The sequence below is a fragment of the Minwuia sp. IMCC3009 genome (assembly GCF_029909415.1).
Taxonomy (GTDB): Bacteria; Pseudomonadota; Alphaproteobacteria; order Minwuiales; family Minwuiaceae; genus Minwuia.
This window is the reverse complement of the sequence record NZ_CP123781.1, coordinates 771,461-797,550: the sequence shown is the minus strand read 5'-3', so window position 1 is coordinate 797,550 and position 26,090 is coordinate 771,461. Positions and strand designations below refer to the sequence as shown.

The 26,090-nt window shown below is 64.7% G+C and carries 27 protein-coding genes; 16 read left to right on the top strand and 11 right to left on the bottom strand.

Annotated elements, in window-relative coordinates:
• Nucleotides 1-5 precede the first annotated feature (5 nt).
• Nucleotides 6-461 carry a MaoC family dehydratase gene (locus tag QGV55_RS03685; RefSeq protein WP_281018209.1) on the bottom strand — a complete coding sequence of 152 codons (456 nt, stop codon included), beginning with the start codon at nt 459-461 and terminating at the stop codon, nt 6-8.
• Between the two features lie 129 nt (nt 462-590).
• Here QGV55_RS03685 and QGV55_RS03680 point away from each other — a divergent pair, with 129 nt between their 5' ends.
• The 5 genes from QGV55_RS03680 to QGV55_RS03660 all read left to right on the top strand — a co-directional run bounded on the left by QGV55_RS03680 (nt 591) and on the right by QGV55_RS03660 (nt 4,782).
• Nucleotides 591-1,793: a UbiH/UbiF/VisC/COQ6 family ubiquinone biosynthesis hydroxylase gene (locus tag QGV55_RS03680; RefSeq protein ID WP_281018210.1), complete on the top strand. Its 1,203-nt coding sequence runs from the start codon at nt 591-593 to the stop codon at nt 1,791-1,793.
• 4 nt (nt 1,794-1,797) lie between these two features.
• A complete protein-coding gene (locus tag QGV55_RS03675; RefSeq protein WP_281018211.1) occupies nt 1,798-2,445 on the top strand; it encodes a hypothetical protein in 648 nt (215 codons plus the stop codon).
• A 60-nt stretch (nt 2,446-2,505) separates the two neighbouring features.
• Entirely contained in the window at nt 2,506-2,898 is a 393-nt protein-coding gene (locus tag QGV55_RS03670; RefSeq protein WP_281018212.1) for a RidA family protein, read from the top strand.
• Between the two features lie 28 nt (nt 2,899-2,926).
• The gene (locus QGV55_RS03665) at nt 2,927-4,117 is read left to right on the top strand and encodes an acyl-CoA dehydrogenase (RefSeq protein WP_281018213.1); all 1,191 of its coding nucleotides are present in this window, start codon (nt 2,927-2,929) and stop codon (nt 4,115-4,117) included.
• 212 nt (nt 4,118-4,329) lie between these two features.
• A complete protein-coding gene (locus QGV55_RS03660) occupies nt 4,330-4,782 on the top strand; it encodes an ester cyclase (protein ID WP_281018214.1) in 453 nt (150 codons plus the stop codon).
• 286 nt (nt 4,783-5,068) lie between these two features.
• Here the strand turns inward: QGV55_RS03660 and QGV55_RS03655 are convergent, their stop codons facing one another.
• Nucleotides 5,069-6,205 (bottom strand): acyl-CoA dehydrogenase family protein, encoded by a 1,137-nt coding sequence (locus QGV55_RS03655; RefSeq protein WP_281018215.1) that lies wholly within the window; start codon nt 6,203-6,205, stop codon nt 5,069-5,071.
• Between the two features lie 98 nt (nt 6,206-6,303).
• On the opposite strand from QGV55_RS03655, the gene QGV55_RS03650 reads away from it, so the two are divergent.
• On the top strand, nt 6,304-6,900 hold the full coding sequence (locus tag QGV55_RS03650) for an HD domain-containing protein (RefSeq protein ID WP_281018216.1): 597 nt from the start codon (nt 6,304-6,306) through the stop codon (nt 6,898-6,900).
• Between the two features lie 7 nt (nt 6,901-6,907).
• Here the strand turns inward: QGV55_RS03650 and QGV55_RS03645 are convergent, their stop codons facing one another.
• Together QGV55_RS03645 and QGV55_RS03640 are read right to left on the bottom strand one after the other, a co-directional pair.
• On the bottom strand, nt 6,908-7,735 hold the full coding sequence (locus QGV55_RS03645; protein ID WP_281018217.1) for an MBL fold metallo-hydrolase: 828 nt from the start codon (nt 7,733-7,735) through the stop codon (nt 6,908-6,910).
• 189 nt (nt 7,736-7,924) lie between these two features.
• Entirely contained in the window at nt 7,925-9,106 is a 1,182-nt protein-coding gene (locus tag QGV55_RS03640) for a M20 aminoacylase family protein (RefSeq protein ID WP_281018218.1), read from the bottom strand.
• Nucleotides 9,107-9,263: 157 nt separating this feature from the next.
• On the opposite strand from QGV55_RS03640, the gene QGV55_RS03635 reads away from it, so the two are divergent.
• Entirely contained in the window at nt 9,264-10,877 is a 1,614-nt protein-coding gene (locus QGV55_RS03635; RefSeq protein WP_281018219.1) for a portal protein, read from the top strand.
• Nucleotides 10,878-10,935: 58 nt separating this feature from the next.
• The gene (locus QGV55_RS03630) at nt 10,936-11,892 is read left to right on the top strand and encodes a hypothetical protein (protein ID WP_281018220.1); all 957 of its coding nucleotides are present in this window, start codon (nt 10,936-10,938) and stop codon (nt 11,890-11,892) included.
• Between the two features lie 26 nt (nt 11,893-11,918).
• Here the strand turns inward: QGV55_RS03630 and QGV55_RS03625 are convergent, their stop codons facing one another.
• The 7 genes from QGV55_RS03625 to QGV55_RS03595 all read right to left on the bottom strand — a co-directional run bounded on the left by QGV55_RS03625 (nt 11,919) and on the right by QGV55_RS03595 (nt 18,502).
• A complete protein-coding gene (locus tag QGV55_RS03625) occupies nt 11,919-13,142 on the bottom strand; it encodes an ammonium transporter (protein ID WP_281018221.1) in 1,224 nt (407 codons plus the stop codon).
• A gap of 302 nt (nt 13,143-13,444) precedes the next feature.
• The gene (amt, locus tag QGV55_RS03620) at nt 13,445-14,779 is read right to left on the bottom strand and encodes an ammonium transporter (protein WP_281018222.1); all 1,335 of its coding nucleotides are present in this window, start codon (nt 14,777-14,779) and stop codon (nt 13,445-13,447) included.
• Nucleotides 14,780-14,798: 19 nt separating this feature from the next.
• Complete coding sequence (locus QGV55_RS03615; protein WP_281018223.1) at nt 14,799-15,137, bottom strand: P-II family nitrogen regulator; 339 nt, start codon at nt 15,135-15,137, stop codon at nt 14,799-14,801.
• A 227-nt stretch (nt 15,138-15,364) separates the two neighbouring features.
• Nucleotides 15,365-15,775 (bottom strand): hypothetical protein, encoded by a 411-nt coding sequence (locus QGV55_RS03610; protein WP_281018224.1) that lies wholly within the window; start codon nt 15,773-15,775, stop codon nt 15,365-15,367.
• A gap of 7 nt (nt 15,776-15,782) precedes the next feature.
• Nucleotides 15,783-16,310 carry a polymer-forming cytoskeletal protein gene (locus tag QGV55_RS03605; RefSeq protein ID WP_281018225.1) on the bottom strand — a complete coding sequence of 176 codons (528 nt, stop codon included), beginning with the start codon at nt 16,308-16,310 and terminating at the stop codon, nt 15,783-15,785.
• A gap of 27 nt (nt 16,311-16,337) precedes the next feature.
• Nucleotides 16,338-17,087: an EI24 domain-containing protein gene (locus tag QGV55_RS03600; RefSeq protein ID WP_281018226.1), complete on the bottom strand. Its 750-nt coding sequence runs from the start codon at nt 17,085-17,087 to the stop codon at nt 16,338-16,340.
• Nucleotides 17,087-18,502 carry an amidase family protein gene (locus QGV55_RS03595; RefSeq protein WP_281018227.1) on the bottom strand — a complete coding sequence of 472 codons (1,416 nt, stop codon included), beginning with the start codon at nt 18,500-18,502 and terminating at the stop codon, nt 17,087-17,089. The genes QGV55_RS03600 and QGV55_RS03595 overlap by 1 nt, the downstream gene beginning before the upstream one ends.
• An 83-nt stretch (nt 18,503-18,585) precedes the next feature.
• Between QGV55_RS03595 and QGV55_RS03590 the strand changes: the two genes are divergently transcribed.
• The 8 genes from QGV55_RS03590 (at nt 18,586) to QGV55_RS03555 (ending at nt 26,088) form a co-directional block, all read left to right on the top strand.
• Nucleotides 18,586-19,572, top strand: coding sequence for an adenosine kinase (locus tag QGV55_RS03590; protein ID WP_281018228.1), 987 nt, complete (start codon nt 18,586-18,588; stop codon nt 19,570-19,572).
• A 31-nt stretch (nt 19,573-19,603) separates the two neighbouring features.
• Entirely contained in the window at nt 19,604-21,304 is a 1,701-nt protein-coding gene (locus QGV55_RS03585; protein WP_281018229.1) for an adenylate/guanylate cyclase domain-containing protein, read from the top strand.
• A complete protein-coding gene (locus tag QGV55_RS03580) occupies nt 21,301-21,768 on the top strand; it encodes a thioesterase family protein (protein ID WP_281018230.1) in 468 nt (155 codons plus the stop codon). The genes QGV55_RS03585 and QGV55_RS03580 overlap by 4 nt, the downstream gene beginning before the upstream one ends.
• A 128-nt stretch (nt 21,769-21,896) precedes the next feature.
• Complete coding sequence (gene rplU / locus QGV55_RS03575) at nt 21,897-22,211, top strand: 50S ribosomal protein L21 (protein WP_281018231.1); 315 nt, start codon at nt 21,897-21,899, stop codon at nt 22,209-22,211.
• Between the two features lie 57 nt (nt 22,212-22,268).
• Nucleotides 22,269-22,538 carry a 50S ribosomal protein L27 gene (rpmA, locus tag QGV55_RS03570; RefSeq protein WP_281018232.1) on the top strand — a complete coding sequence of 90 codons (270 nt, stop codon included), beginning with the start codon at nt 22,269-22,271 and terminating at the stop codon, nt 22,536-22,538.
• A gap of 72 nt (nt 22,539-22,610) precedes the next feature.
• On the top strand, nt 22,611-23,648 hold the full coding sequence (obgE, locus tag QGV55_RS03565) for a GTPase ObgE (protein ID WP_281018233.1): 1,038 nt from the start codon (nt 22,611-22,613) through the stop codon (nt 23,646-23,648).
• A complete protein-coding gene (proB, locus tag QGV55_RS03560) occupies nt 23,636-24,802 on the top strand; it encodes a glutamate 5-kinase (protein WP_281018234.1) in 1,167 nt (388 codons plus the stop codon). The genes obgE and proB overlap by 13 nt, the downstream gene beginning before the upstream one ends.
• Nucleotides 24,799-26,088, top strand: coding sequence for a glutamate-5-semialdehyde dehydrogenase (locus tag QGV55_RS03555; protein WP_281018235.1), 1,290 nt, complete (start codon nt 24,799-24,801; stop codon nt 26,086-26,088). The genes proB and QGV55_RS03555 overlap by 4 nt, the downstream gene beginning before the upstream one ends.
• Nucleotides 26,089-26,090 lie beyond the last annotated feature (2 nt).

Sequence of the window (26,090 nt, the reverse complement as noted above, 5' to 3'; positions counted from 1 at the left end):
GCCGCTCACTTGCCCCGACGCGCCGGCATGATCCAGGCGTCGCCGACGATGACCTTGCGGTCGCCTGCCATGCAGACACACTTGAAGTGCACCCGGCCCTTCTCGGCCAGCACCTCGTCGACCTCCGCCGTCGCGGTAACCACGTCGCCGATGCGCACAGGGGCCGTGAACTTCAGGTTCTGCGACATGTAGATGCCGCCCGGACCGGGAAAGATCGTCCCGAAGATGGTGGACAGGAAGCTCGCCGAAAGCATGCCATGGGCGATGCGGCCCTTGAACATGGTGGTCTTCGCGAAGTCCTCGTCCAGGTGAAGCGGATTGTCGTCGCCCGAGGCATCGGCGAAGGCCTGGATCAGGTCCTCCGTCACCTCGGCGGTATAGCTGCCGACCATCCCGATCTCGATATCCTCCAGATACCAGGTCTTGCCCTTCTCGGTGATGGTCCCCGTTGCCGTGCTCATCCTTGCCGCTCCTCCAGACATCTCTGCTGCCGCCATGGCCCTGACGGTTATAGAGCACAATCACTTCCGCCCCGCCAAGGCCCGAAGGTCGCATGTTGCACCTGCACGGGTTTGGCTACACTGCCCCCCATGACAGACATTCATGCACGTGTACTGATCGTCGGCGGTGGCCTGGTGGGCCTGAGCCTTGCCGCTGCGCTGGGCCGCGTCGGAATCACGACGGTTGTCGTGGACCGTGAATCGCCCGTGGAGCTTGTCGCACCGCCCTTCGATGGCCGGGCCTCCGCAATCGCCGCCGCAAGCTGGCGGATGCTGGATCGCCTGGGCATCGCCGGACGGATCGAGGATGTGCAGCCGATCAACGAGATCCGGGTTTCCGACGGCAATGCGCCGCTGTTCCTGCACTATGACCACCGGGACGTGGGCGACGAGCCGCTGGGCCAGATGGTGGAGAACCGGTTCACCCGGCTGGCCCTGTTCCAGACCGTCGCGACACTGGAAAGCGTCACGCTGAAGGCGCCGGTCACTGTCGGACGGATGAAGCGCTCCCCCGCCGGTGTCGAGGCGGTGCTGAGCGACGGTGACATTGTCCGTGCCGAGCTCTGTGTCGGGGCCGACGGGCGCATGTCGCGCCTGCGCCAGGATGCCGGGATCGAGACCCTGCAATGGCGCTACCCGCAGGATGGAATCGTCTGCACCATCGCCCACGCAGAGAGCCACCACGGCATCGCGCACGAACGGTTCCTGCCCGCAGGCCCCTTTGCCATCCTGCCGCTGACCGCCAACCGCTCATCGCTGGTCTGGACCGAACGCAGCGACCTGGCACCGGCGTTCATGGACCTGCCGGAGGCGGAGTTCACCGCGGAGATCCAGCGCCGGGTCGGCAACTTCCTGGGTCCGGTACAGGTCGTCGGTGACCGCTTCCGCTATCCCCTGAGCCTTGTCCTGGCCCACGCCTTCCGCTCCGACCGGCTGGCCCTGGTCGGGGATGCGGCGCATGGCATTCACCCGATCGCCGGACAGGGGTTCAACCTGGGTCTGCGCGATGTCGCGGCGCTGGCGGAATGCCTGACGGACGCGGCGCAGCTTGGCCTGGACCTGGGCGATGCCGGTGTGCTGACACAATATGAACGCTGGCGCAGGACGGACTCAGTCGCCCTGACGGCGGTCACGGATATCCTGAACCGCCTGTTCTCCAACGATCTGCCGCCCGTCAGACTGGCGCGAGACCTGGGACTGGCCGCAGTGCACCGTTCCGGCCCGCTGCGCCGGTTCTTCATGCGCCATGCCATGGGGGACGTCGGCGACCGCCCTGCCCTGCTGAGAGCCTGAAACGATGTTCGAGTATATCGACGGCTACTGTGAGCGGATCGCCCCCGGACTGCTGGGGGAACCGCTGAACGCCATCACCAACCTGGCCTTCATGTTCGCCGCACTCTGGCTCTGGCGGATCGCCCGGCGCCATCACCGTGACCGGTCGTGGATGCTGCGCACACTGGTGTTCCTGCTGTTCGCCACAGGTGTCTGCAGCCTGATCTTCCACAGCTTCGCGAACGTCATCGGCGTCATTCTGGATACGCTGGCCTTGACGCTCTGCCTGCTGGCCGCGTTCCTGTTCAGTGCCCGTGTCTGGCTGCATCAGGGCTGGTGGACCGCCGCGCTCTGGCCGGTCGGCATGATCGTGGCTGCTCTCGTACTGGGCGGTATCGTGCCGGTCGACGGGGCGGCCTACCTCGGCCCGTTCGTCACCGGGGCGCTGTTGGCCGGAATCCTGATCCTGCGCGGACATCCGGCGGGAAAGGATGTGGCGATTGGCGTCGCCTGCTTCGTCCCGTCGTTCTTCTTCCGGTCGATCGACGCCCCGGTCTGCGAGGCCTTTCCCGACGGCACACATTTCCTGTGGCACATACTGAACGCCTGCGTGCTTGGTTTCGCGATCCTGCCCTTCGCCCGGCTCGACCCGAGACGGCTGCCGCCACGCTGATTGCCGCTGCTGGCAGGACGGACTAGAACTGTGCGAGCAACAGATCGCGGGAGGAAAGAGATGCAACTCATCAATCCACCGGAGTGGAAGCGCCCGAAGGGATACTCCAACGGAGTCGTCGCGCGCGGGTCCATGGTATTCGTCGCCGGCCAGATCGGCTGGACGGGCGATGAGGTCTTCGAGACCGATGACTTCGCCGGGCAGGCCCGCCAGGCCTTCGCCAATACCCTGCGCGTCCTGCAGGAAGCCGGGGCCGGGCCGGAGCATATTGTCCGCATGACCTGGTTCATCACCAGCAAGCGGGAATATCTGGATGCCGCCCGGGACGTCGGCCAGGCCTTCCGCGACTGCTTCGGCAAGAACTTTCCCGCCATGGCGGTGATGGAAGTGACCGCACTGATGGAAGACCGGGCCAAGATCGAGATCGAGACCACCGCCGTGATCCCTGACTGATCACCGCGACGAGCAGGAGCCTTTTGGCATGAACGCACCGACCAAGACGAAAGCCGCATTCAACTGGGAAGATCCCTTCGATCTGGACAGCCAGTTGTCGGAAGAGGAGCGCATGGTCCGCGACACCGCGCGCGACTATGCGCAGGAAAAGCTGATGCCCCGCGTGATCGAGGCGTTCCGGGAGGAAAAGACCGACCGCAACATCTTCCGCGAGATGGGGGAACTGGGTCTGCTGGGTCCGACCATCGACGGCTACGGCTGTGCCGGTGTGAACTACACGACCTACGGCCTGATCGCGCGGGAGGTGGAACGCATCGACAGCGGCTACCGCTCCATGATGAGTGTCCAGTCGTCGCTGGTCATGCACCCGATCTATGCCTATGGCGACGAGGCGCAGCGGGAGAAGTATCTGCCCAAGCTGGCCTCCGGCGAATGGGTCGGCTGCTTCGGCCTGACCGAACCCGATCACGGTTCCGATCCGGGCGGCATGAAGACCCGCGCGAAGTCGGTGGACGGCGGCTATCGCCTCAGCGGCGCCAAGATGTGGATCTCCAACGCCCCCATCGCCGATGTCTTCGTGGTCTGGGCCAAGACCGATGACGAGAAGATCCGCGGCTTCGTGCTGGAGAAGGGCATGGAAGGTCTCTCGGCCCCGAAGATCGAGGGCAAGCTGTCGCTGCGCGCCTCCATCACCGGCGAGATCGTCATGGACAACGTGTTTGTCCCGGCGGAGAACCTGCTGCCCAACATCAGCGGTCTGGGCGGCCCCTTCGGCTGTCTCAACAATGCCCGCTTCGGCATCGCCTGGGGCGCGCTGGGTGCGGCGGAGTTCTGCTGGCACGCGGCCCGGACCTACACCATGGACCGCAAGCAGTTCGGCCGTCCGCTGGCCCAGAACCAGCTGATCCAGAAGAAACTGGCCGACATGCAGACGGAGATCGCCATCGGCCTGCAGGGCTGCCTGGCGGTGGGCCGGATGAAGGACGCCGGTGCCTGCCCGCCGGAATCCATCTCCATCATCAAGCGCAATTCCTGCGGCAAGGCCCTCGACATCGCCCGCACCGCCCGCGACATGCACGGCGGCAACGGCATTCACGAGGAATATCACGTGATGCGCCACCTGATGAACCTGGAGACCGTGAACACCTACGAGGGCACCCACGACGTCCACGCCCTGATCCTGGGCCGCGCCCAGACCGGCCTGCAGGCGTTCTTCTGAGGAAGTGACGTCGGGCCATGACTGATTTGCTGGCTCTTCCCCCCTTGCGGGGGAAGGGACTGCGCAGCGGTCGATGGGGGGTGAAGCCGAAGGCTGCTGCACTGCGGTCTGATCGCTGTTCGGCTGCGCCGTTCACCCCCATCCCGGCCTTCCCCATCAAGGGGGAAGGAGGATCTCGGTTCAGCCGGAACAGAACAACAGGACATGACACCATGACCAGCACACCGCAACGCACGCCCCGACAGGTGATGGAAGCCTACCTGATGGAGGTCGTGACCAACGGCCGCCTCGACCTGATCGAGGAACTGGCCCAGCCGGACATGGTCGATGAGGCCAATCAGGCCTTCAACGGCCCCCCGGGAAGGGCCGGCCTCGTCGCCCACGCCAAGGGCTTTGGCCGCAACATCAGCGATCTCTCGGTCACCGTGGACCAGATCGTCGCGGGCGAGGACGACGTGATGGCGAAATGGACCTTCACCGGCAAACTCAACGGCCCCTGGCTCGGCCAGACCCCCACCGGGAAGATATTCTCCTGCACCGCCTTCAGCTTCTTCCGCCTGAGAGACGGCTTGATCGACCACTACCGCGTCTGGCTGCACGCCAACCTGGACACGCCGGTGGTCTTCGATTCCGCAAACCCGCAGGCGCTCCTCGCCAAAGGCTGACAGGCGCCCCCTGTCCAGCGTTCCTGCGGGTTACCCGCCTGATCGGTCTCCGGCACCGATGCGTTGGGGGAGCGATGCAGAAGACACTTCTGCTCCTCCGCCTCTCACGCCGCTCGCGGACCTGATCCGCGAGCCCAGTCTCGGACGCCGGTGCGGCACCATGGGTACCCGGGTCAAGCCCGGGCACGACGTCGGTGGGGTGGGAGCGATGAAGAAGACACTTCTGCTCATTCACATAGGCACGGCGCTCACGGACGCGGCGCTGACTCGCTGAACAGTCCGGGCCTCAGTCCTTCAGCAACTGGCGGCTGATCACCACGCGCATGATCTCGTTGGTGCCTTCCAGGATCTGATGAACGCGGCAGTCGCGCATGTAGCGTTCGATCGGATGGTCGCGCAGGTAGCCGTAGCCGCCGTGCAGCTGCAGCGCGTCGTTGCAGACGTTGAAGCCGGTGTCGGTGGCGAAGCGCTTGGCCATGGCGCAGGCGACGGTCTTGTCCGCAGCACCGGCATCCAGCTTCGCCGCCGCGCCGTGGATCATCATCCGCGCCGCCTCCAGTTCCGTCGCCATGTCGGCCAGCTTGAACTGGGTATTCTGGAACCCGGCGATGGCCTGGCCGAACTGCTTGCGGTCCTTGACGTAGGCAATGGTGCGCTCCAGCGAGGCGCGGGCGGCGCCGATGGAGCAGGCGCCGATATTGATGCGTCCACCGTCCAGACCGGCCATGGCGATGCTGAAGCCCTGTCCTTCGTCGCCGATGCGGTTCGACACCGGCACCCGGCAATCGTCGAACATGACCATCGCGGTGGGCTGGGAGTTCCAGCCCATCTTGCGTTCCTGCGCGCCGAAGCTGAGGCCGGGCGTATCCTTCTCCACCGCGATGCAGGTGACGCCCTTCGGCCCGTCGTCCCCGGTCCGCACCATGGTGACATAGACGTCGGAGCGCCCGCCGCCGGAGATGAAGGCCTTGGCGCCGTTCAGCACGTAATGGTCCCCGTCGCGCACCGCCTTCGTCTTCAGGCTGGCGGCGTCGGAACCTGCACCCGGTTCCGTCAGGCAGTAGCTGGCGAACCATTCCATCGAGCAGAGCTTCGGCAGGAACTTCGCCCGCACCGCATCATCACCGAAGCGGTCGATCATCCAGCTCGCCATGTTGTGGATGGAGATATAGGCGGCCGTGGAGGTACAGCCCGCCGCCAGTTCCTCGAAGATCACGGCGGCATCGACGCGGGTGAGACCCGATCCGCCATGCGCGGGATCGACATAGATGCCGGCAAAGCCGAGCGCGGCGGCCTGGCGCAGCGTGTCCTCGGGGAAGATCTTCTCCTCGTCCCACTGCGCGGCATGGGCTTCCATCTCCGCCTGCGCGAAGCTGCGCGCGGCGTCCTGAAACGCAATCTGGTCCTCGGTCAACCCGGTCATCTGTTCCTCCCCCGTCGATGCGCCTTGCCCGAAGGCCACCGCACCGGAGATACTGGACACTGCAGACCGGGTCAACGCAACGGGGTGGGAACGAACCAATGGCAGACAGCGCACGCTTCACCAACATGGCTGATGGCACCGCCGAGGACTGGAAGATCATCGGCAGTCACTACAAGCCGTTCAGCGCCGGTCTGCCGGATCGCCTGCTGGCGCATCTGGAACTGCTGGGCGGCGACTATGGCGGGTTCCAGGTGGACCGGCTGGAGCACAGCCTGCAGACGGCAACCCGTGCCCACAGGGCAGGCGAGGACGAGGAATATGTCGTCGCCGCGCTGCTGCACGACATCGGCGACCTGCTGTGTTCGTACAATCACGCCGACATGGCGGCGACGGTGCTGCGCCCGTTCGTGTCCGACTCGATCCACTGGATGGTGGCGAAGCACGGCATCTTCCAGGGCTATTACTTCTTCCACCATCTGGGCCTGGACAGGGACATGCGCGAACAGTTCCGGGGCCACGCGGACTTCGAGAAGACAGCGATCTTCTGCGAACGCTACGACGCGCCCGCCTTCGATCCGGCCTATGAGTCAATGAGGCTGGATGACTTCCGGCCGATGGTGCACCGGGTCTTCGAAAAGCCGAAGAGTTCGATCTACATGGCGGATGCAGCACAGGAAGTGAACCTGGGCGCCTAGCCCTGGATCACCCCACGCGCAGCCGCATGTTCTCCCGCGCGACCGTGTTGCCGATCCATTCGTAGCGGGCATCTTCCTCCAGCCGTTCCATGTAGATGTCCTCATGGTCCGGGTCGTGGTGGAAGATGACGTGCTGGCGGACGTTCGCGGCCTGACAGAGGCGCATGCCTTCCTGCCAGGTGGAGTGGCCCCAACCGACCTTCGACGCGAATTCCTTGTCGTTGTAGGTGCAGTCGTAGACGACGATGTCCGCGCCCTCGATCAGGGCCAGGATGCGCTCGTCCGGCTTGCCCGGCACATGCTCCGTATCCGTCACGTAGCAGAAGGCATGGCCGTTGTGGTCCACGCGATAGCCTGTGGCACCGTCAGGGTGGTTCAGCGGTGTCGTGGTCACACGGACGTCGGGTCCGAGGTTCAGGACATCACCGGCGGTGAAATCCTCGAAACTCAACTGCGCCTGCATGATGTCGATCGGGACCGGGAACGTCGGCTGGTTCATCTGGGACGCCAGCACCTCGCGGATGCCACCGGTTTCCGGTGCCAGGTGCCCCGCCATGATGGTGAAGTGGTTGTCCTTCTTGAAGGCCGGCGAGAAGAAGGGGAAACCATTGATGTGATCCCAGTGGGTATGGGACAGCAGCAGATGGGCGTTGTGCACGTTCTTCTTCGTCAGCCAGTGCCCGAGATTCCGGATACCTGTCCCCGCGTCGAAGATCAGACGCTGGCCGGCGCATGAAACCTCGATGCAGCTTGTATTGCCGCCGAAAGACACATACCGCGGTCCGGGCGTGGCAATGCTGCCGCGTACGCCCCAGAATTTGACCTTGAAACTCACCTTGTGGTCCTCGCCTGTCTGGTTCCAGTTCGTGCACCGAGTTGCGTTCTGCACCGGCACCTGTGACACGGCTCACAGGACCTGATCGCAACTGTGGTCATTTCGTGACAAATAGACCGTGATCCTGCTCACACATCAGTGAGGAAGCAAGAATCGCACCATTCAGGGCTGATTGTCCGCGACCACAATTCACCCCTCGGCTGCGGGCAACTGCATCTCCACCAGCTTGACCCAATAGGCCGCCCCGACCGGCAGGGCCTCGTCATTGAAGTCGTAGTTGGGGTTGTGAACCTCGCAGCCGCCGCCTTCGCCTTCGCCATTGCCGACGAACATGTAGCACCCGGGACGCTCGCGCAACATCCAGCCGAAGTCCTCCGCACCCATGACAGGAACCAGCTTGTCATTGACGTTCTCCGCGCCGACGACCTCATGCGCTGCGGCGACGGCAAAGCCCGTTTCCTCCGGCGTGTTCACCGTGGGGGCATAGCGACGGTCGTAGGTGAACTCCGCCTGCATGCCGAAGGCCTGCGCGATGCCGTCAGCGACTTCACGCATCCGCATCTCGATCATGTCCTGGACACCTTCGTTGAAGGTGCGCGTCGTGCCCCGGACCACTGCGGTCTCGGGAATGACATTGCCGGTGAAGCCCGAATTGATCTCGCAGGCACTGATCACCGCGGCCTTCATCGGATCCGTATCCCGGCTGACGATGGTCTGCCAGGCGGTGATGACGTGCGCCGCGGCGACGATCGGATCCTTGGCCAGGTGCGGAAATGCGCCATGGCCGCCGCGACCGGTCAGCTTCAGCTCGAAGAAGTCGGCGGACGCCATCATCGGGCCGGTGCAGACCGCGAAGCTGCCGACCGGCAGCCCGGGCCAGTTGTGCATGCCATAGACCGCTTCGACCGGAAACTTCTCGAACAGGCCTTCCTGCACCATCACCCGACCGCCGGCCAGGTTCTCCTCCGCAGGCTGGAAGATGAACTGCACCGTGCCGTCGAAGTTCGGGTTCTCCGCCAGGTAGCGCGCGGCACCGAGCAGCATGGTCGTATGACCGTCATGGCCGCAGGCATGCATCTTCCCGTCATGAACGCTCTTGTGGTCAAAGCTGTTCAGCTCGGTCAGGTCCAGCGCATCCATGTCGGCACGCAGGCCGATGGCCCGGTTGCCGGTTCCGGCCTTCAGCGTGCCCACGACACCGGTGGTGGCCAGACCGCGGTGCACATCCAGTCCCCAGGATTCGAGCAGACCGGCGACCTTGTCGGCTGTCCTGTGCTCCTCGAACGCCGTCTCGGGATGCTTGTGTATGTCACGTCGCCAGTCGGTCATGTCCGCCTGAAGCCGCTTGCGCACGTCGTCGATCAGTCCCATCGCCCGTTCCCCTGTCTTCCTGACCCTGTTCCCGCAGTCTAGCGCCGTCTCCGATCAGGTCGAGTGCCTGCACCGGATTCTTCGCCTGCAGACGCAACTCTGTTCGTTTCGGCCATCTATCCTTTCCTGGTTGCAACAGACAGAGGAATTTCCACCCATGAAACATTCAGGTGACGACCGTTACCAGTCGGAGACGCTGCAGCGCTTTTCCCGCGCCGCAGCGCGGCGTCAGGGCTGGGACCAGTTGCTCGACGACGCCTATGCATTTGCCCTGCCGAACCATGCGGCACGACGCGGCGGCATGGTCGGCCAGAGAAAGGACCGGGAGGTCTTCGACAATACGGCAGTCCAGGCCCTGCACTGGCGAAAGGCGCGCCTGCACGGTCAGCTGTTCCCGCCCTTCAAGTCCTGGATGGATTTCGAAGCCCCGGATTCGCTGATGCATGACGAGGAAGCCCGCCGCGCCTTCGACCTCTATGCGGCCGAGGTGCGCGAGAAGTTCCATGGCGCCATAGAGGCGTCCAACTTCCACATCGAGATCGATCCGGCCCTGGGCGACGCCCTGATCTCCACCGGTGCCCTGATGGTCCATGCGGGTTCGCTGAACCGTCCGCTCCGGTTCGAGGCCGTACCGGCCCAGGAACTGACACCGGAGGAAGGCCGGGACGGCATGCTGGCAACGATCTTTCGCCAGTTGTCCCTGCCCGCACGCCGTATCCGCACCCGCTGGCCCGACGCCATCCTGCCGGCAGAGCTGGCCATGATCGCGGAGAAGCAGCCGGATACGGAGATCGAGGTGATCGAGGCCATTCTGGCTGACGATCCCGGCGAACCGGCCGTCTATGAGGTCTGGTGCGTGGCACAGCCCGGCGCTGCAGGGGAGAACCTGTTGCTGAAGCGTCCCTTCGCGGCGTCCCCCGTGATCGCGTTCCGCACCGACAAGGCACCCGGCGAGTGGATGGGGCGCGGTCCGGTGCTGAACGCGCTGGCGGACATCAAGACAGCCAACAAGGTGGTCGAACTGATCCTGAAGAATGCCTCCATCGCCGTCACCGGGATCTGGCAGGCGGAAGACGACGGGGTGCTGAACCCGGCCAATATCCAGCTTGTGCCGGGTGCGATCATCCCGAAGGCGGTGGGGTCACAGGGGCTGACCCCGCTGGATGCGCCGGGGCGGTTCGATGTCAGCCAGATCGTGCTGGAGAACCTGCAGCGCAGCATCCGGGAGGCGATCATGGGTCCGGGCCTGCCCCCAAGCAATGCCAGTGGCCGGACGGCCTTCGAGATCGACGTCCGCCAGCAGGAGTTCGAGGCGGTGGAACTGCCCATGTCCCTGCGCCTGCTGACGGAACTCGACTTTCCGCTGGCCAATCGCGTGCTCTCCATCCTCAGCAGTCCGGCCATGGTGGGATCGCCCTACTATGTGCCGCCGTTCGAAGTGGATGGAGAACGGATCAGGCCGAAACCCACGTCGCCGCTGGTCCGGCTGCAGGAGATCGCGGATGCCACCGCCGCGCAGGCCGCCTACATGCAGGCGGCCACGGCGTTCCCGGACCTGCTGGATCAGGTCATCGACCGTACCGGTTACCTGCGGGACTTCCTGAGGCGCAACGGTTTCCTGTCGGAGTTCCTGACGCAGCCCGACCAGCCGGACCTGACGGCCGTCGCTGACGCGCTCTCCGGTCTTCAGGCCACGATGTCCGCATCAGAGGCGGACGAGAGCCGGAATGCCAGGCCGCCGTTGGAAGCGGAGGCAATGCGCATGTCATGATCCTGTGGCAGGGTCGGGATGCGCCATGCACCCAACCCTGCCCGACCGGAGGCTGATCATGTTCCGAAGCGCTGCAATCGCACTTGCCCTCTGTGCCGCCCTCGCCGCACCGGCGGTCGCAGAGGACCCGCCGGGCTTCAGCTTCGCCGCCATGGGTGACACGCCCTACCTGATGCCGCAGGACGACGAACTGTTCGCGCAGCTGATCGACCGCATCAACGGGATGAAGCCCGCCTTCTCCATCCATGTGGGCGACATCAAGTCGGGATCGTCGCCCTGCGATGACGCGACCTTCCTGAACGTCCGTCGCCACTTCGACAATTTCCAGGCACCGCTGTTCTACACACCCGGTGACAACGAGTGGACCGATTGCCATCGCAGGAAGGCTGGAGCCTACGAACCGCATGAGCGGCTGGCGCGACTCCGCCAGTTGTTCTTTGCGGAACCGAAGAGTTTCGGACGCATGCCGCGTGACTATCTGCGCCAGACCGACGCGGGGCACGATCCGGCCATGGTGGAGAACGGTTTCTGGACGGAAGGCGTCATTCCGTTCGCCACCGTGCATGTCGTCGGCTCGGCCAACGGGCGCAAGGGCGAGGTCGGACCGAAGAAGCTGTTCAGGGAACGGAACGAGGCGAACGTCGCCTGGATCGACCGGGCCTTTGAACAGGCGATCAGCGGCAAGGCTCCGGCCCTGGTCATCGCGATCCACGCGAATCCGGGTCTCGGACAGGGCGTCCGGGGCGACGAAGGCTTCGACGACACGCTCGACGCGCTGGTCAGGGGCGCGCGCCGCTTTGGCGGCCCGGTGCTGCTGATCCACGGCGACACCCACACCTACCGCACCGACCGCCCGATCCGTGACCGCGACGACAAGCCGGTCAACAACATCTGGCGACTGGAAGTGCCCGGTGCGCCGGATGTCGGGGCGGTCATGGTGACGATTGATCCGTCAGCCACACCGCCCTTCGCCTGGCAGCCGGTACTGGTGACCTACAGCCCGCCCGAACGCTGAGCGTCCGGGCGTGGCGGCAGGCCCCATCAGTTCAGATCGGACTCCGGATTTGCCCGGATCTTGTGGATGGTGAGGTCAGCACCGTTGAACTCTTCCTCCTCACCCAGCCGGATGCCCATCACGGCCTTCAGCACGCCATAGACGATGAACCCGGCAACAAGGGCATAGGCAGCACCGATCAGGCTGCCGACAAGCTGCGACATGAAGGTGACGCCGCCCAGGCCGCCCATCGCCTCGGTCCCGAAGATGCCGCAGGCAATGCCGCCCCAGAGGCCACAGAGACCATGCAGCGGCCAGACACCCAGCACATCATCGATCTTCCAGCGATTGTGGCAGAGCTGGAACATGAGCACGAACAGGGCACCCGCCACGCCGCCGACAACGAATGACCCGACCGGGTGCATCACGTTGGACCCGGCACAGACCGCGACCAGCCCCGCGAGGGCACCGTTGTGCACGAAGCCCGGGTCATTGCGACCCGCGATCAGGGCCGTGAGGATACCGCCGGCCATGGCGAGCAGGGAGTTCATCGCGACGAGGCCGTTGACCCCCTCCACGGACTGCGCGCTCATCACGTTGAAGCCGAACCAGCCAATGCACAGCAGCCACGATCCCAGCGCCAGGAAGGGAATGGACGACGGCGGGATACCGGCGGGCGAGCCATCCTTGCGGTAGCGGCCCTTGCGTACGCCAAGCAGGACGACCGCAGCCAGCGCGATCCAGCCGCCAACCGCATGCACGACGATCGAACCGGCGAAGTCATTGAACGGTGCGCCGAAGCTCTCCGAGATCCAGTCCTGGTAGCCGAAGGTGCTGCCCCAGACCATGCCTTCGTACAGCGGATAGACCACACCGACGATCACGGCGGTGGCCATGGCCTGTGGCCAGAACTTCGCGCGTTCGGCGATACCGCCGGAGATGATCGCGGGGATCGCGGCGGCGAAGGTGAGCAGGAAGAAGAACTTGACCAGATCGAAGCCGGACTTGGAGAAGACGGCATTCTCGACATCGCCGGTCAGGGCCGAGGCGCTCATCAGGAAATCGACGCCATAGGCCACCGAATAGCCGATGAAGAAGTAGGCCACGGTCGAGATCGCGAAATCGACCAGGATCTTGACCAGCGCATTGACCTGGTTCTTGTGCCGGACTGTTCCGACTTCCAGAAACGCGAATCCCGAATGCATCGCGAACACCAGGATCGCGCCCATGAGCACGAAAAAGACATCCAACCCCGACTGGACAGACTCCATGACGGTTCCCTCCCAAAAAAAAATGATGCCTCTTCGGGCATCTGACAGCTTGAGCCTGGATGATCAAACTGCATGCCAATTAGGCAAATCATAGGAAGACAATAATTTCAAATACTTATCAGGGCCAACATTACGATGCTGGTCAAGTGCCTAATTTATTGGCAATTTCTTGCAGATCGAATAGGCATTTGCGCAAAAAATAAGCCCGACAGCCGAGGCTGCCGGGCTTTCAGTTCAGCGCACCCTCCGAGGGAGAGGGGGAGGGGGCGCTCTTGCTCTGGTCAGAGCCGGTCGTGGTTCAATCAACCAAACTGCGAACCGCGACCAAACTCGGGATAGGCCTCCATTCCAAGCTCGGCACGGTCCAGACCCAGTTCCTCATCCTCTTCAGATGCCCGGACACCAACGGTGACCTTCAGGATCATCCAGACGATGGCACTGGTGATGGAGACGAACAGGCCGATGGCGATGATGCCGACGATCTGACCGCCGAAGCTGGCGTCAGAGTTGGTGATCGGAACCGCCAGGGTGCCCCAGATGCCGCAGACCAGATGGGCAGGGATCGCACCCACGACATCGTCGATCTTCAGCTTGTCGAGCAGCGGCACGGCGACCACGACCAGGACACCACCAACGGCACCGATCAGCACGGCAGCACCGATGCTCGGCGCCAGCGGCTCGGCGGTGATGGACACCAGGCCACCGATGGCACCGTTCAGGGCCATGGTCAGATCGACCTTCTTGAACAGCAGCTGGCTTGCGATCATCGCCGCGACCACGCCAGCGGCGGCAGCCACATTGGTGTTCACGAAGATGTTCGAGATGGCGATGGCATCAGCCGCGGAACCCAGAGCGAGCTGAGAACCACCATTGAAGCCGAACCAGCCCAGCCACAGGATGAACACACCCAGCGTCGCCAGCGGCATCGAGGAACCCGGCATCGGATTGACCTTGCCGTCCGCCGTGTACTTGCCCTTGCGCGCACCGATGATCAGTGCACCCATCAGGGCGGCCCAGCCACCGGTCGAATGCACCAGCGTGGAGCCGGCGAAATCGGAGAAGCCATACTGGGCATCCAGCCAGCCAGCGCCCCACTCCCAGGAACCCTGGATCGGGTAGATGACTGCGGTCAGGACAGCGACGAAGATCAGGAACGGCCAGAGCTTCACGCGCTCCGCCACCGTGCCGGAAACGATCGACGCGGCAGTCGCGACGAACACCATCTGGAAGAACCAGTCGGATGACGCGGAATAGCCACCGCTGAAGTCAGCAGCCTCGGCCAGTGCAGCACTGTCATCGGCGGCCCAGAACAGCGAGAAGCTGCCGATGAAGCCACCTTCGTCGATGCCGTACATCAGGTCGTAGCCGATCAGCCAGAACATCAGGCCGGCGATGGAGTAGAGCGCAATGTTCTTCACGCAGATGGTGGCAACGTTCTTGGAACGCACCATGCCGCTTTCCAGCATCGCGAAACCCGCCGCCATGAACATGACGAGGAAGCCGCACATCAGGAAGGACAGCGTGTTGAAGATATAGGCGGACTCGTCGCTTACCTCAGCGAGAGCGGGCGATGCCAGCAGGCCAAGCGGCACCGCCGCCCCAAGTCCGGCCAGCAGGGCTCGTTTTCCGGAATTCATGTGTGTGGTCCCCTCTTGCTCAAAGCGCATCCGCATCGGTTTCACCCGTGCGGATCCGCATTGCGTTCGCGACATCGATGACGAAGATCTTGCCGTCGCCGATCTGGCCGGTTCCTGCGGCCTGCCTGATCGCCTCGACGGCGCGCTCGGCCATGTCGGAATTGATGACTACTTCGATCTTCACCTTCGGCAGGAAACTCACGGCGTATTCCGCGCCACGATAGATTTCCGTATGCCCCTTCTGACGACCGTACCCCTTGACCTCAGTCGCGGTGAGCCCGTCGATACCGAGCGACGTCAATGCCTCCCGGACCTCGTCGAGCTTGAATGGCTTGATGACAGCCATGACGAGTTTCATGCGCCAACCTCTTCTGGACAGTTACTGGATGCCAACGGGCACCCCTCAGGACCTGTGGTTTTCAAGCCCTGTGCCGGAATCGAGATGACTCACGAAATCGTGCGTTTTCAGCATGTTAATGAATTGGGACGGTGAAACCGCTCAATTGTCAGGCAGAAAATTGCCTAAAATTCAGTCATACAAAAACCGACTGTCGAAATATGCCGCTTTTTTGACCAACGCAGAATCTACTGCACGGAGACCTTCGCCAGTTGCCGGTTGGCGCAGTCCCGATCCGCCCGGGAAACGACTCCGGAGACCTCGATCGCCTTCACGGCATCGCCTGCCCCGACCATCGCCAGCGCGACACACTGGCCGCGCCGGAACTGCAGCAGACTGCCCTGCTCCTCACTCAGCTCCAGATCCGGCTGCCCCAGCCATGCGACCAGATCCCGGCGGCTTGCACCAATGAAGGTCACGGCCTGACGCCGCGGCGCGGCGGTGACCGCCGACTGGGGGGCTACGTTAAGGCTGCCCGACGCACCGGAGACCGCCGCCGGCGAATCCACCGGCCCGGGCGCCTCACCCGACAGCGCTCCCAGTTCCGCACAGCCCGCGAGCGAACCCGCCATCAGGGCAGCGGCGAGAAACCTCAGCACGGGCAGGTCACCCCGCTGCCTGCCGGGACTGCACAAGCTGCGGTTCGATGGAGCGGATCTGTCCATCCAGCCTGCCACCGGGCTCGATCTCGATCTCGGCATAGGAGATCTCGCCGCTGACACGCCCGCCGGCCCGGATATGCAGCCGTCCGCGCACAGTCAGCGCACCCTCGAAACGTCCACTGATCTCGGCCGACTGAACCTCGGCACTGCCCTTCAGGATGCCGCTCTGCGACACCTCGAAGGCCTTGCAATCCGTCAGTGCCGCCTCGGCGAAGCCATGAACGAGGACATGTTCACAATTGCCGATCTCGCCCTTCATGCGAATCTCGCGACCGACGACAAGTTTCTTGGGTTCGGCATTCACCTTGTCATGCTCCTGACTGACGGCCGTGAATGAACTCGGGGCCGGACGGGTACTGACCGCGCGATGATCGGCGCGAAAGCCGCCCCGATTGTCCTCACGCTTCGGCAACCCGGTATCGGCCTTTTCGTCACCGGATCTCTCCGGCGTCTCGTTGCGGTTCCTGAACACAGCATTCCCTGTTCTTCAGTCCCTGCATCAGCGGACAGGCGTGCTGTCCCGAGCAGTGACGATTCGCCCCCGACGACCCAATTCCTTGTAAACATGCACCATCATCGCCGCAGCCGCTACCGGTACGAGCAGGTTGAGAAACGGAATTGTGAGCGCGAACGCGATCAGGGCGCCCGCAAGCATGCACACGGTGCCGTTGCGTCTGCGTGTGGTGAAGACCGCGCCCTCGTCCAGGTGCCGGTACCCCACCAGCTCGAAATATTCCCGCCCCAGGAAGTAACCGTTCACGCCGTAGTAGAGGATCAGGTTCAGCGGCGGCAGAAACAGGCCGACCAGATAGAGCGGCATCAGCAGGATATTGATGAAGACCACCAGCAGCGTGAACTGCAGTGTCCGCCGCATCGACGGCCAGAAGGCAGGTTCCGTCCCCGGTGCGTCCATCGGATAGTGGCGCTTCTCCACCGCCAGCGCGGCCTCATCAAGGAAGATGGAGGACAGCCCGGTGAAGACCGCCGGAAAGATCGCCCACATCAGCCCGATCACGCCCAGCATGACGCTGGCCTCCAGGAATCCCCGCAGCCAGCTCACGACGAAGTCCGGAAGCCAGGAAACATCGAAATTGAGGAAGTAGTCGACAACCAGCCAGGCCAGGCCGCCCGCGATCGCATAGGCGACGAGCGCCAGCAGCAGCGTCCGCCAGAAGATGCGGCGCAATGCCGGGTCGGCCAGGATCTGGGTCAGCCCCTTCAGGCCGCCGGAAATGATGGTTCCAAGCATCAGTGCCTCACAATCGGATCAATCGGCAGACGGTCACGCAGGCCGGCGGCATCTTCGAAGTGGCGCGCCATGCCGAGCAGGTTTGCCTCATCCCTGGGACCCGCCACAAGCTGAAGTCCAAGCGGCAGTCCGTCGTCGGTGAAGCCGCAGGGAACCGAGATCGCGGGACAGGTCGTCAGGCTGATGGCGAATGTCATCAGCAGCCAGGAGACATAACTGTCGAACGTCTGCCCATCCAGTTCCTCCAGATACCGCACCTCCACGGGGAAAGGCGGTGTGTTCACGGTCGGCAGGACGATCAGGTCCACAGTGTCGAACTGCCGCACGAACCGCTGGTAGAGGTCACCCCGCGCCCGTTCTGCCTGACCGATGTCGTCCGCTGTCAGTGCCATGCCCTTCTCGATGTTCCAGACCACTTCCGGCTTCAGCTTCTCGCGGTGCCGGGCAAGCGTCTCGGCGTGGTCACCTGCAAACTGCGCCGCCCGCACTGTCTGGAACATGGGCTCTGCGTCGGCGAATTCCATGTCCAGCGGCACGATCTCCGTGCCCATGTCCGCGAAGACCTTCAGTGCGGCCTGGATTCCTGAGCGAACTGCCGGGTGGACGGGGGATGCCCCGAGATCCATGGAGAACGCGATACGGCGCGGGGGCCGGACACTGCCAAGGGCGGACTGGAAACTGCGCGACGGGCGCGGAAGCGAAATCGGGTCACGGTCATGGATACCTCCCAGGGCATCGAGGAACAGCGCAACATCCCCGACAGTGCGTGCAATCGGCCCGTCGACCCAGTTCGGGTTGAAGGGCAGCGGCACCGGTCCGCGCGGCACCCGCCCCGGACTGGGGCGCAGACCGACACAGCCACAGAAGCTTGCCGGAATGCGCAGCGACCCGCCCAGATCGCCACCATGGGCCAGCCAGGCTTCCCCCGTCGTGACCGCCACCGCCGATCCGCCCGATGAGCCACCGGGCGTCAGTGCCGTGTTCCAGGGATTGCGCGTGATGCCGAAGACATCGTTGAAGGTCTGGGCACCCGCCCCGAACTCGGGCGTGTTCGACTTGGCGATGATCGACGCGGCCCGATCCTCCAGCCGGGTGACCAGCATGTCACTGGCCTGCGGCACATGGTCGGTGAAGACAGAAGACCCGAAGGTCGTGCGCACCCCTGCCACCGCCGTCAGGTCCTTGATGACGACGGGCAGCCCGAACAGGTGGCCGGGATCGTCGCCAACGGGACGCGGCAGGTTCAGCGCGCGCTCCCGCGCACGGTCAAGACAGAGTGTCGGCAGCGCATTGACGGATGGCTCCACGGCCGCGATGCGCGCCGCCGCAGCGTCGATCAGTTCCAGGGGCGTGACATCGCCGTTCCGCAGGCGACGCACCGCCTCCACAGCAGTCCAGCGATGGTAATCGGTCATGATTCGATCAGTTTGCGTCAGCCCCCGAACCGTGTAAACCGGCCCTGGAACTGGCTGAACAATGACGAGCGGAGAACATCGGGATGACCGAACCGACCCTGGATGTGGTGGCACTGGGCAACGCCATCGTGGATGTCCTGAGCAACGCGGACGACGCCTTTCTGGCCGAACGCAACCTGGCCAAGGGTGGCATGCAGCTGATCGATCAGGATCAGGCGACCAACCTCTACAACGCGATGGGGCCGGGGGTGGAGCATTCAGGTGGGTCCGCCGCCAACACGGCAGTTGGCGTCGCCGCGCTGGGCGGTCGTTCCGCCTTCATCGGCCGGGTGCAGGACGATCAGTTGGGCGAGGTCTTCGCGCATGACATTCGCGCAGCAGGCGTCACCTATTCGGCCCCGGCGGCGAAGCCCGGTCTCGGCACGGCCCGCTGCCTGATCCTGGTGACGCCCGATGCGCAGCGCACCATGAACACGTTCCTGGGCGCGAGTGCAGAGATCGGCCCCGACGACGTGGATGCCGACCTGGTGGCGAGCGGACGAATCACCTATCTGGAGGGCTACCTCTGGGACCAGCCGCTGGCCAAGCAGGCCATGCGCCGCGCCGCCGACGTTGCCCGGGACGCGGGACGTCAGGTGGCCATGAGCCTGTCGGACGCCTTCTGCGTCGACCGGCACCGCGACGAGTTCCGCGACCTGGTGGAAGGCCCGCTGGACATCGTCTTCGCCAATGAGGCGGAGATCATGTCGCTCTATCAGACAGACAGCTTCGAAACCGCGCTCGACGCCGTCCGTGGCAAGGTCCAGCTTGCCGTCCTGACCCGCAGCGAGAAGGGCTGCGTCATCGTTGCGCCGGACGGGGTGCATGAAGTGCCCGCCAGCCCGCCGACCGCACTGGTGGACACGACCGGCGCCGGTGACCTGTTCGCGGCCGGTTTCCTGCGGGGCATCACGTCCGGTCGTGGCCTGGTCGATGCCGGACGGATCGGTGCCGTGGCGGCAGCCGAGATCATCAGCCACTATGGTGCCCGGCCGGAGGCTGACCTGAAGCAGCTCGTGACCGGAATCTGACAGACGATCTGACCGGACGGTAGAAACGGGCATGCAGACAATCAGCAGGATCAGACTGATCTCCGGGCTGGTCCTGTTTGCCTTCGTCACCACGCATCTGCTGAATCACGCACTGGGCATCATCTCCCTGCCCGCAATGGAGATGGGGCGGGAGGTCTTCCTGTTCCTCTGGCGCTCGCCGGTCGGCACGGTCCTCGTCATTGGCGCAACGGCAGCCCACATGCTGCTTGCCGTTGTCGCGGTCTATCGGCGCCGCATCTGGGAAGGCATCTCCGTCGCCGAGATCGTGCAGATCGTCACCGGTTTCGCGCTGCCTCCCCTGCTGGTGCTGCATCTGCTGGCCAACCGTGGCCTGCATGAGGTCTACGGGCTGGACGACACCTACGCCTGGGTCCTGATGGCACTCTGGCACCTCGATCCGGTCCAGGGCGTGCAGCAGGCCGTTGTCGCGATCCTGGCATGGACCCATGGCTGCACCGGCATTCATCTCTGGTTGCGGCTGAAGAAGTGGTACCAGCCCTGTATCCCCAGCCTCTATACCGCCGCACTGCTGACCGTGATCCTGTCACTGGTCGGCTTCGTCAATGGCGGGCAGGAGGTCGTGACCCTCTGGGGCGATCCCGTCTGGCGCAGCGCCTATCTGCTGAATACCCAACTGCCTGCGGGGGCAGCGGCCTGGGTCTACGAGACCCGCGACATTGCCTGGAACGGCATGATTGGCGCGGTCGCGCTGATCGGTGTCGTGCGGGGTGTGCACCTGCTGGTGGAACGCCAGCGCAAGCGCATCACCATTGCCTATCCGGAGGGTGAGAAGGCGACCGTGCTGCCCGGCGTCACGGTGCTGGAGACCAGTCGGCGTGCCGGTGTCTCCCATGCCAGCATCTGTGGCGGGCGCGGGCGCTGCTCCACCTGCCGGGTCAAGGTGCTGGAGGGCCTGGAGAACTGCCCCGAGCCGGAGGAGATCGAAGCCCGGGTGCTGCGGCGCCTGTCCGCCGCCCCCGGTGTCCGACTGGCCTGCCAGCTGCGCCCGACCGGCGACGTCCGGGTCTATCCCCTGCTGCCCGCCCCGGCACCGTCGCATGCGCCCTACACCAGTGGCGGTGGCGCGGCGCGCGGGGCGGAGGAGTGCATTGCCATCCTGTTTGCCGACATCCGCGGCTTCACCGAGTTCTCCCGCCAGAAGCTGCCCTATGACGTCGTCTTCCTGATCAACCAGTACTTCCGCTACATGGGGGAAGCCGTGGAGAAGAACGGCGGCATCCTCGACAAGTTCATCGGCGACGGTGTCATGGCCCTGTTCGGTGTGGGCACGACGCCGGAGCAGGGTGCCAGGCAGGCGCTGTCCGCCGCGCGCGCCATGTCCGTGGCACTGGACGAGATGAACGAGACCCTGCGCGCCGAACTGGGCCAGCCCCTGCGGATAGGTATCGGCATCGAGATCGGGGATGTTGTTGTCGGGGAGATGGGATACCGCAACGTCATGTCCGTCACCGCGATCGGTGCGCCCGTGAATGTGGCAAGCCGACTGGAAGACGCGAACAAGGAACATGGCAGCCAGCTCATATTCTCTGCGGCGGTGGCGGAAGCGGCCGGGCTGGACATGAGCCTCTCCCCTTCCCGTCCGGTCAGCATCCGGGGCGATACGCGCACGGTGCAGGCCCATGTGCTGAATGACGCCCGCGCCCTGCCACCGATCCCCGACCAGAACCGCAGCGATGGAAAGAAGAAATGACATCAGATGCCACGCCGGATCGCGCCAGACTGCGCGACCTCGCGACCTACCCCCATCGCGTTACCAGCACGGTCCGCTTCAGCGATACCGACAGGCTGGGGCATGTGAACAATACCGTGCTGCCGCAGTTCATAGAGGTCGGACGGGTGTCCCTGATCGAGACGCTGGAGCCGGGATCGGACGCCATCCAGTACTGGGTCGTTGCCCGGCTGGAGGTCGATTACCTGCACGAGCTGCACTTTCCGTCCACCGTCGTGACCGGCACCAGGACGGTTGCCGTGGGCAATACGTCATGGATCGTTGTCTCGGGACTGTTTGTGGGCGAGACATGCGTCGCCACCGCGCGTACAGTGCTGGTCCACGCGAAGGACGGAAAGAGCATGCCGCCGCCTGCGGAATTCCGCGCTGCATTGCATCGCGATCTCGCCGCAGCGGTTGACACGACGGGGGGCGGGGGCTATTAAGCGCCGCTCGCGTCCCGGGGAAGTTCCACGGGCGGCCCTGACGCGTCCAGATTATCGTTTGCCGGACCAGTATCCTTCCATGGACAGGCTGATCCGGTGTCACGCTTGAGAAGACCGGATACAAAGTCATGCACGCAGTCATCAAGACCGGCGGAAAACAGTATCGCGTTGCCGAGGGCGATGTGCTGGAGCTCGAGAAGCTCGAAGGCGCACCGGGCGACGCCATTTCCTTCGATGAAGTCCTTGCCGTTGGCGATGGCGCAGACATGAAGATCGGTGCGCCGGTCGTCGATGGCGCGTCCGTCAAGGCGGAAGTCGTGGATCAGACCCGCGGCGACAAGATCATCATCTTCAAGAAGAAGCGTCGGCACAACTATCGCCGCCGCAACGGCCACCGCCAGTATCTGACGGTTGTCCGTGTGACGGGCATCGAAGCGGGCTGAGGCCCCCGGGCTGTCAGCAGCCCGGCATGAAACAGCGCAGCAGCGGAGACTTCCGGTATGGCACATAAAAAGGCAGGCGGCTCATCCCGCAACGGTCGCGACTCAGCCGGTCGTCGGCTTGGTGTGAAGAAGTACGGCGGGGAGCATGTGATCCCCGGCAACATCCTGCTGCGTCAGCGCGGCACGAAGTGGTATCCCGGCGAGAATGTCGGCATGGGCAAGGACCACACCCTGTTTGCCAAGGCGGAGGGCGAAGTGCTCTTCATCGCCGGCGGACGGCGGAACACGATCAACGTCGTGGTCCCGACGGCGGAAGCTGCAGAGTAAGGCCCGCCCCAGAATGGACAGGCGGGTGACACAAGCGCCCGCCAGACCGTTCCCAGTCAGGCGGAGCGGCAAATGAAATTCCAGGATCAGGCTCGGGTCTTCATCAAGTCCGGCAACGGCGGCCCCGGCTGCCTGTCGTTCCGGCGCGAGAAGTTCATCGAGTATGGCGGCCCGAACGGCGGCGACGGCGGTCGCGGTGGCGATGTCATCGTGGTCGCGGTCGAAGGCCTCAACACGCTCATCGACTTCCGCTACCAGCAGCATTTCAAGGCCCAGAACGGACGCCCCGGCGAAGGCAGCAACCGCACCGGCGCGGATGGCGCGGATTCCATCCTGAAGGTTCCGGTCGGCACCCAGGTGTTCGACGAGGAGGGCGAGGTCCTGCTCGCCGACCTGACCGAGGTCGATCAGCGCATCGTGCTGCTGCATGGCGGCGACGGCGGCTTCGGTAATGCCCATTACAAGTCATCAACCAACCGCGCACCGCGCCGCGCCGACGCCGGTCGTCCCGGTGCCGAGTCGGCGGTTGTCCTGCGCCTGAAGCTGATTGCCGACGCCGGGCTGGTCGGCCTGCCCAATGCCGGCAAGTCGACCTTCCTCGCCGCCGTCAGCAAGGCCACGCCGAAGATCGCGGACTATCCCTTCACCACCCTGCATCCCAATCTGGGCGTGGTGGTCTCCGACGACACCAGCTTCGTCATCGCCGATATTCCCGGCCTGATCGAGGGCGCGCACGAAGGCGTCGGCCTGGGCACGCGTTTCCTGGGTCACGTGGAACGCTGCCGGGTGCTGCTGCACCTGGTCGATGGCACGCAGGAAGATGTGGCGGAAGCCTATCATACTGTCCGTGCCGAGCTTGAGGCCTATGGCGGCGGTCTGATCGAGAAGACCGAGATCGTTGCCCTGAACAAGTGCGATTCCCTGAACGAGGAACTGATCGCGGAGCGGCGCGCCGCACTGGCCGAAGCTGCCGGTCGCGACCCCCTGCTGCTCTCCGGCGTTGCCGGGCTGGGAATCGAGGACGCATTGCGTGGCCTGCGCCGGGCAATCGACCGTGACAAGACGGCGGAGGCTCCGCAACCGTCGGAGGTTCAGCCGTGGCAACCCTGACCGAAGACAACCGCCTGCTCGGCGCCCGCCGCCTGGTGATCAAGATCGGCTCCTCCCTGCTCGTCAATCCGGCGACCGGCCGGGTGCGCGATGACTGGTTGCGCGCGCTTGCCGCCGACATCGCGGCGGCACGGCAACGCGGCCAGGACGTGGCCATCGTCTCCTCCGGCTCCATCGCGCTGGGACGCCACCAGGTCGGGCTGCGCCGTGCCCGCCCGAAGCTGGAGGAAAGCCAGGCCGCAGCCGCCATTGGCCAGATCCAGCTGGCCCGCGCCTGGCAGGAGGTTCTGGAGGCGCATGGCCTCACCTGTGGCCAGATTCTCGTCACCTTCGGCGCGACGGAGAACCGGCGCCAGTATCTCAACGCCCGCTCGACGCTGGAGACCCTGTTCCACATGGGCGCAGTGCCCGTGATCAACGAGAATGACACGGTGGCGACGCGGGAAATCCGCTACGGCGACAACGACCGGCTGGCCGCGCGCGTGGCCCAGATGATCTCGGCGGACTGCCTTGTGCTGTTCTCCGATGTCGCCGGACTGTTCACCGCCGACCCGACCGTTGATGCGGAAGCCGTCCTGATCCCGGAAGTGCGGCAACTGGATGCCGGAATCATGGCGCTGGCCGGGGAGAGTCGCAGCGGCCTGGGTGTCGGCGGCATGTCCACCAAGCTCCTGGCCGCCGAGATTGCCATGGCCGCCGGATGCAACATGGCGATCTGCGATGGCCGCATCCAGCATCCGCTGCAGCATCTGGCCGAGGGCGGAGCCTGCACCTGGTTCACCGCCGCCGCGACACCGCGCACAGCACGCAAGCAGTGGATCGCCAGCGCCCTGAAACCCGCCGGATCGCTGGTGGTTGACGATGGCGCCGCCCGTGCGCTGAAGTCCGGGCGCAGCCTGCTGCCCGCAGGCGTCCGCGGCGTGGAAGGCGAGTTCGACCGCGGTGATGCGGTCTGGGTCCGCAACCCGGCGGGCGTGACCCTGGCGCGTGGGCTGTCCGCCTATTCCGCCGAGAACGCGCGCCGCATCGCTGGGCACAACAGCCGTGATATCGAGAAACTGCTCGGTTACCGTGGTCGTGATGAGATGATCCATCGCGACGATCTTGTGCTGGAGACGCAGCACGCGCCCGTGAAGGAGGACGCAGCACCATGAGTGTCGTTGAAGCCGAATTTGGGGACGCACGGGACCTGCCGGCGCTGATCGAGCAGATGGGCCTGGCCGCGCGCGCCGCCGCGCAGTCTCTGGCAACAGCCACCGCCGAGCAGAAGAACAGCGCCCTGCGCGCCGCCGCAGCGGCGATCCGCGCCGACGCCACCGCCATTCTGGATGCCAATGCGCAGGATGTGGCGACGGCGGAGGCCGCCGGGCTGGCCGCGCCCCTGATCGATCGTGCCCGGTTGGACAACGACAGGCTGGAAGCCGTGGCGAAGGGGCTGGAGGACATCGCGGCGCTGGACGATCCTGTCGGCAGCACCATCGCCGAATGGACCCGCCCCAACGGCCTGCGTATCCAGCGGGTCCGCACCCCCCTGGGCGTTGTCGGCGTGATCTACGAAAGCCGTCCCAATGTCACCTGTGACGCAGGCGGTCTCTGCCTGAAGGCGGGCAATGCCGTGATCCTGCGTGGCGGGCGGGAAGCCATCAGCACCAACCGCGCCCTGCATGCCGCCATGGTTCAGGGCCTGAAATCCGCGGGCCTGCCGGAAGCCGCGATCCAGCTCATCCCCACCACCGACCGGGAAGCCGTCGGCCTGATGCTGCGCAGCGCCGGACTGATCGACGTCATTGTCCCGCGTGGTGGCAAGTCGCTGATCGCGCGGGTACAGGACGAGGCACGGATGCCCGTCTTCGCCCATCTGGAAGGCCGCTGCACCGTCTATGTCCATGCCGCCGCCGACCCTGCCATGGCGCGGGAGATCGCGGTCAACGCCAAGATGCGCCGCACTTCCATCTGTGGCGCGGCGGAGACCCTGCTGGTGGACCGTTCGGCGGCGCAGAGTCTGATGAAGCCCATCCTGGAAGACCTGTTCGCCGCCGGATGTGCGGTCAAGGGAGATACGGAAACGCAGGCGCTGGACCCCCGTGTCCAGGGAGCGGCGGATGCCGACTGGGATACCGAGTGGCTCGGCCCCACCATTTCCGCGCGTATCGTTGACGGGCTGGACCAGGCCATCGCGCACATCCGTGATCATGGTTCCGAGCACACCGACAGCATCATCACCGAAGATGATGCGGCGGCGGCCAGGTTCATGGCGGAGGTCAATTCGGCCATCGTCATGCACAATGCCTCCACCCAGTTCGCCGATGGCGGCGAGTTCGGCATGGGTGCGGAGATCGGGATCGCCACCGGCAAGATGCACGCCCGCGGTCCCGTCGGCGTGGAGCAGCTCTGCAGCTTCAAGTACCTCGTCCATGGCTCCGGGCAGGCACGTCCGTGATG

Bases quoted from the DNA above. Each gene is read 5' to 3' on its own strand.
- QGV55_RS03555 (WP_281018235.1), top strand. From the start codon at position 24,799: ATGAGTGTCGTTGAAGCCGAATTTGGGGACGCACGGGACCTGCCGGCG.
- QGV55_RS03625 (WP_281018221.1), bottom strand. From the start codon at position 13,142: ATGGAGTCTGTCCAGTCGGGGTTGGATGTCTTTTTCGTGCTCATGGGC.
- QGV55_RS03595 (WP_281018227.1), bottom strand. From the start codon at position 18,502: ATGACCGATTACCATCGCTGGACTGCTGTGGAGGCGGTGCGTCGCCTG.
- QGV55_RS03665 (WP_281018213.1), top strand. From the start codon at position 2,927: ATGAACGCACCGACCAAGACGAAAGCCGCATTCAACTGGGAAGATCCC.
- QGV55_RS03655 (WP_281018215.1), bottom strand. From the start codon at position 6,205: ATGACCGGGTTGACCGAGGACCAGATTGCGTTTCAGGACGCCGCGCGC.
- rplU (WP_281018231.1), top strand. From the start codon at position 21,897: ATGCACGCAGTCATCAAGACCGGCGGAAAACAGTATCGCGTTGCCGAG.
- QGV55_RS03580 (WP_281018230.1), top strand. From the start codon at position 21,301: ATGACATCAGATGCCACGCCGGATCGCGCCAGACTGCGCGACCTCGCG.
- QGV55_RS03635 (WP_281018219.1), top strand. From the start codon at position 9,264: ATGAAACATTCAGGTGACGACCGTTACCAGTCGGAGACGCTGCAGCGC.
- QGV55_RS03630 (WP_281018220.1), top strand. From the start codon at position 10,936: ATGTTCCGAAGCGCTGCAATCGCACTTGCCCTCTGTGCCGCCCTCGCC.
- rpmA (WP_281018232.1), top strand. From the start codon at position 22,269: ATGGCACATAAAAAGGCAGGCGGCTCATCCCGCAACGGTCGCGACTCA.
- QGV55_RS03600 (WP_281018226.1), bottom strand. From the start codon at position 17,087: ATGCTTGGAACCATCATTTCCGGCGGCCTGAAGGGGCTGACCCAGATC.
- QGV55_RS03685 (WP_281018209.1), bottom strand. From the start codon at position 461: ATGAGCACGGCAACGGGGACCATCACCGAGAAGGGCAAGACCTGGTAT.
- QGV55_RS03615 (WP_281018223.1), bottom strand. From the start codon at position 15,137: ATGAAACTCGTCATGGCTGTCATCAAGCCATTCAAGCTCGACGAGGTC.
- QGV55_RS03640 (WP_281018218.1), bottom strand. From the start codon at position 9,106: ATGGGACTGATCGACGACGTGCGCAAGCGGCTTCAGGCGGACATGACC.
- QGV55_RS03680 (WP_281018210.1), top strand. From the start codon at position 591: ATGACAGACATTCATGCACGTGTACTGATCGTCGGCGGTGGCCTGGTG.
- amt (WP_281018222.1), bottom strand. From the start codon at position 14,779: ATGAATTCCGGAAAACGAGCCCTGCTGGCCGGACTTGGGGCGGCGGTG.
- obgE (WP_281018233.1), top strand. From the start codon at position 22,611: ATGAAATTCCAGGATCAGGCTCGGGTCTTCATCAAGTCCGGCAACGGC.
- QGV55_RS03660 (WP_281018214.1), top strand. From the start codon at position 4,330: ATGACCAGCACACCGCAACGCACGCCCCGACAGGTGATGGAAGCCTAC.
- QGV55_RS03675 (WP_281018211.1), top strand. From the start codon at position 1,798: ATGTTCGAGTATATCGACGGCTACTGTGAGCGGATCGCCCCCGGACTG.
- QGV55_RS03670 (WP_281018212.1), top strand. From the start codon at position 2,506: ATGCAACTCATCAATCCACCGGAGTGGAAGCGCCCGAAGGGATACTCC.
- QGV55_RS03585 (WP_281018229.1), top strand. From the start codon at position 19,604: ATGCAGACAATCAGCAGGATCAGACTGATCTCCGGGCTGGTCCTGTTT.
- QGV55_RS03650 (WP_281018216.1), top strand. From the start codon at position 6,304: ATGGCAGACAGCGCACGCTTCACCAACATGGCTGATGGCACCGCCGAG.
- QGV55_RS03590 (WP_281018228.1), top strand. From the start codon at position 18,586: ATGACCGAACCGACCCTGGATGTGGTGGCACTGGGCAACGCCATCGTG.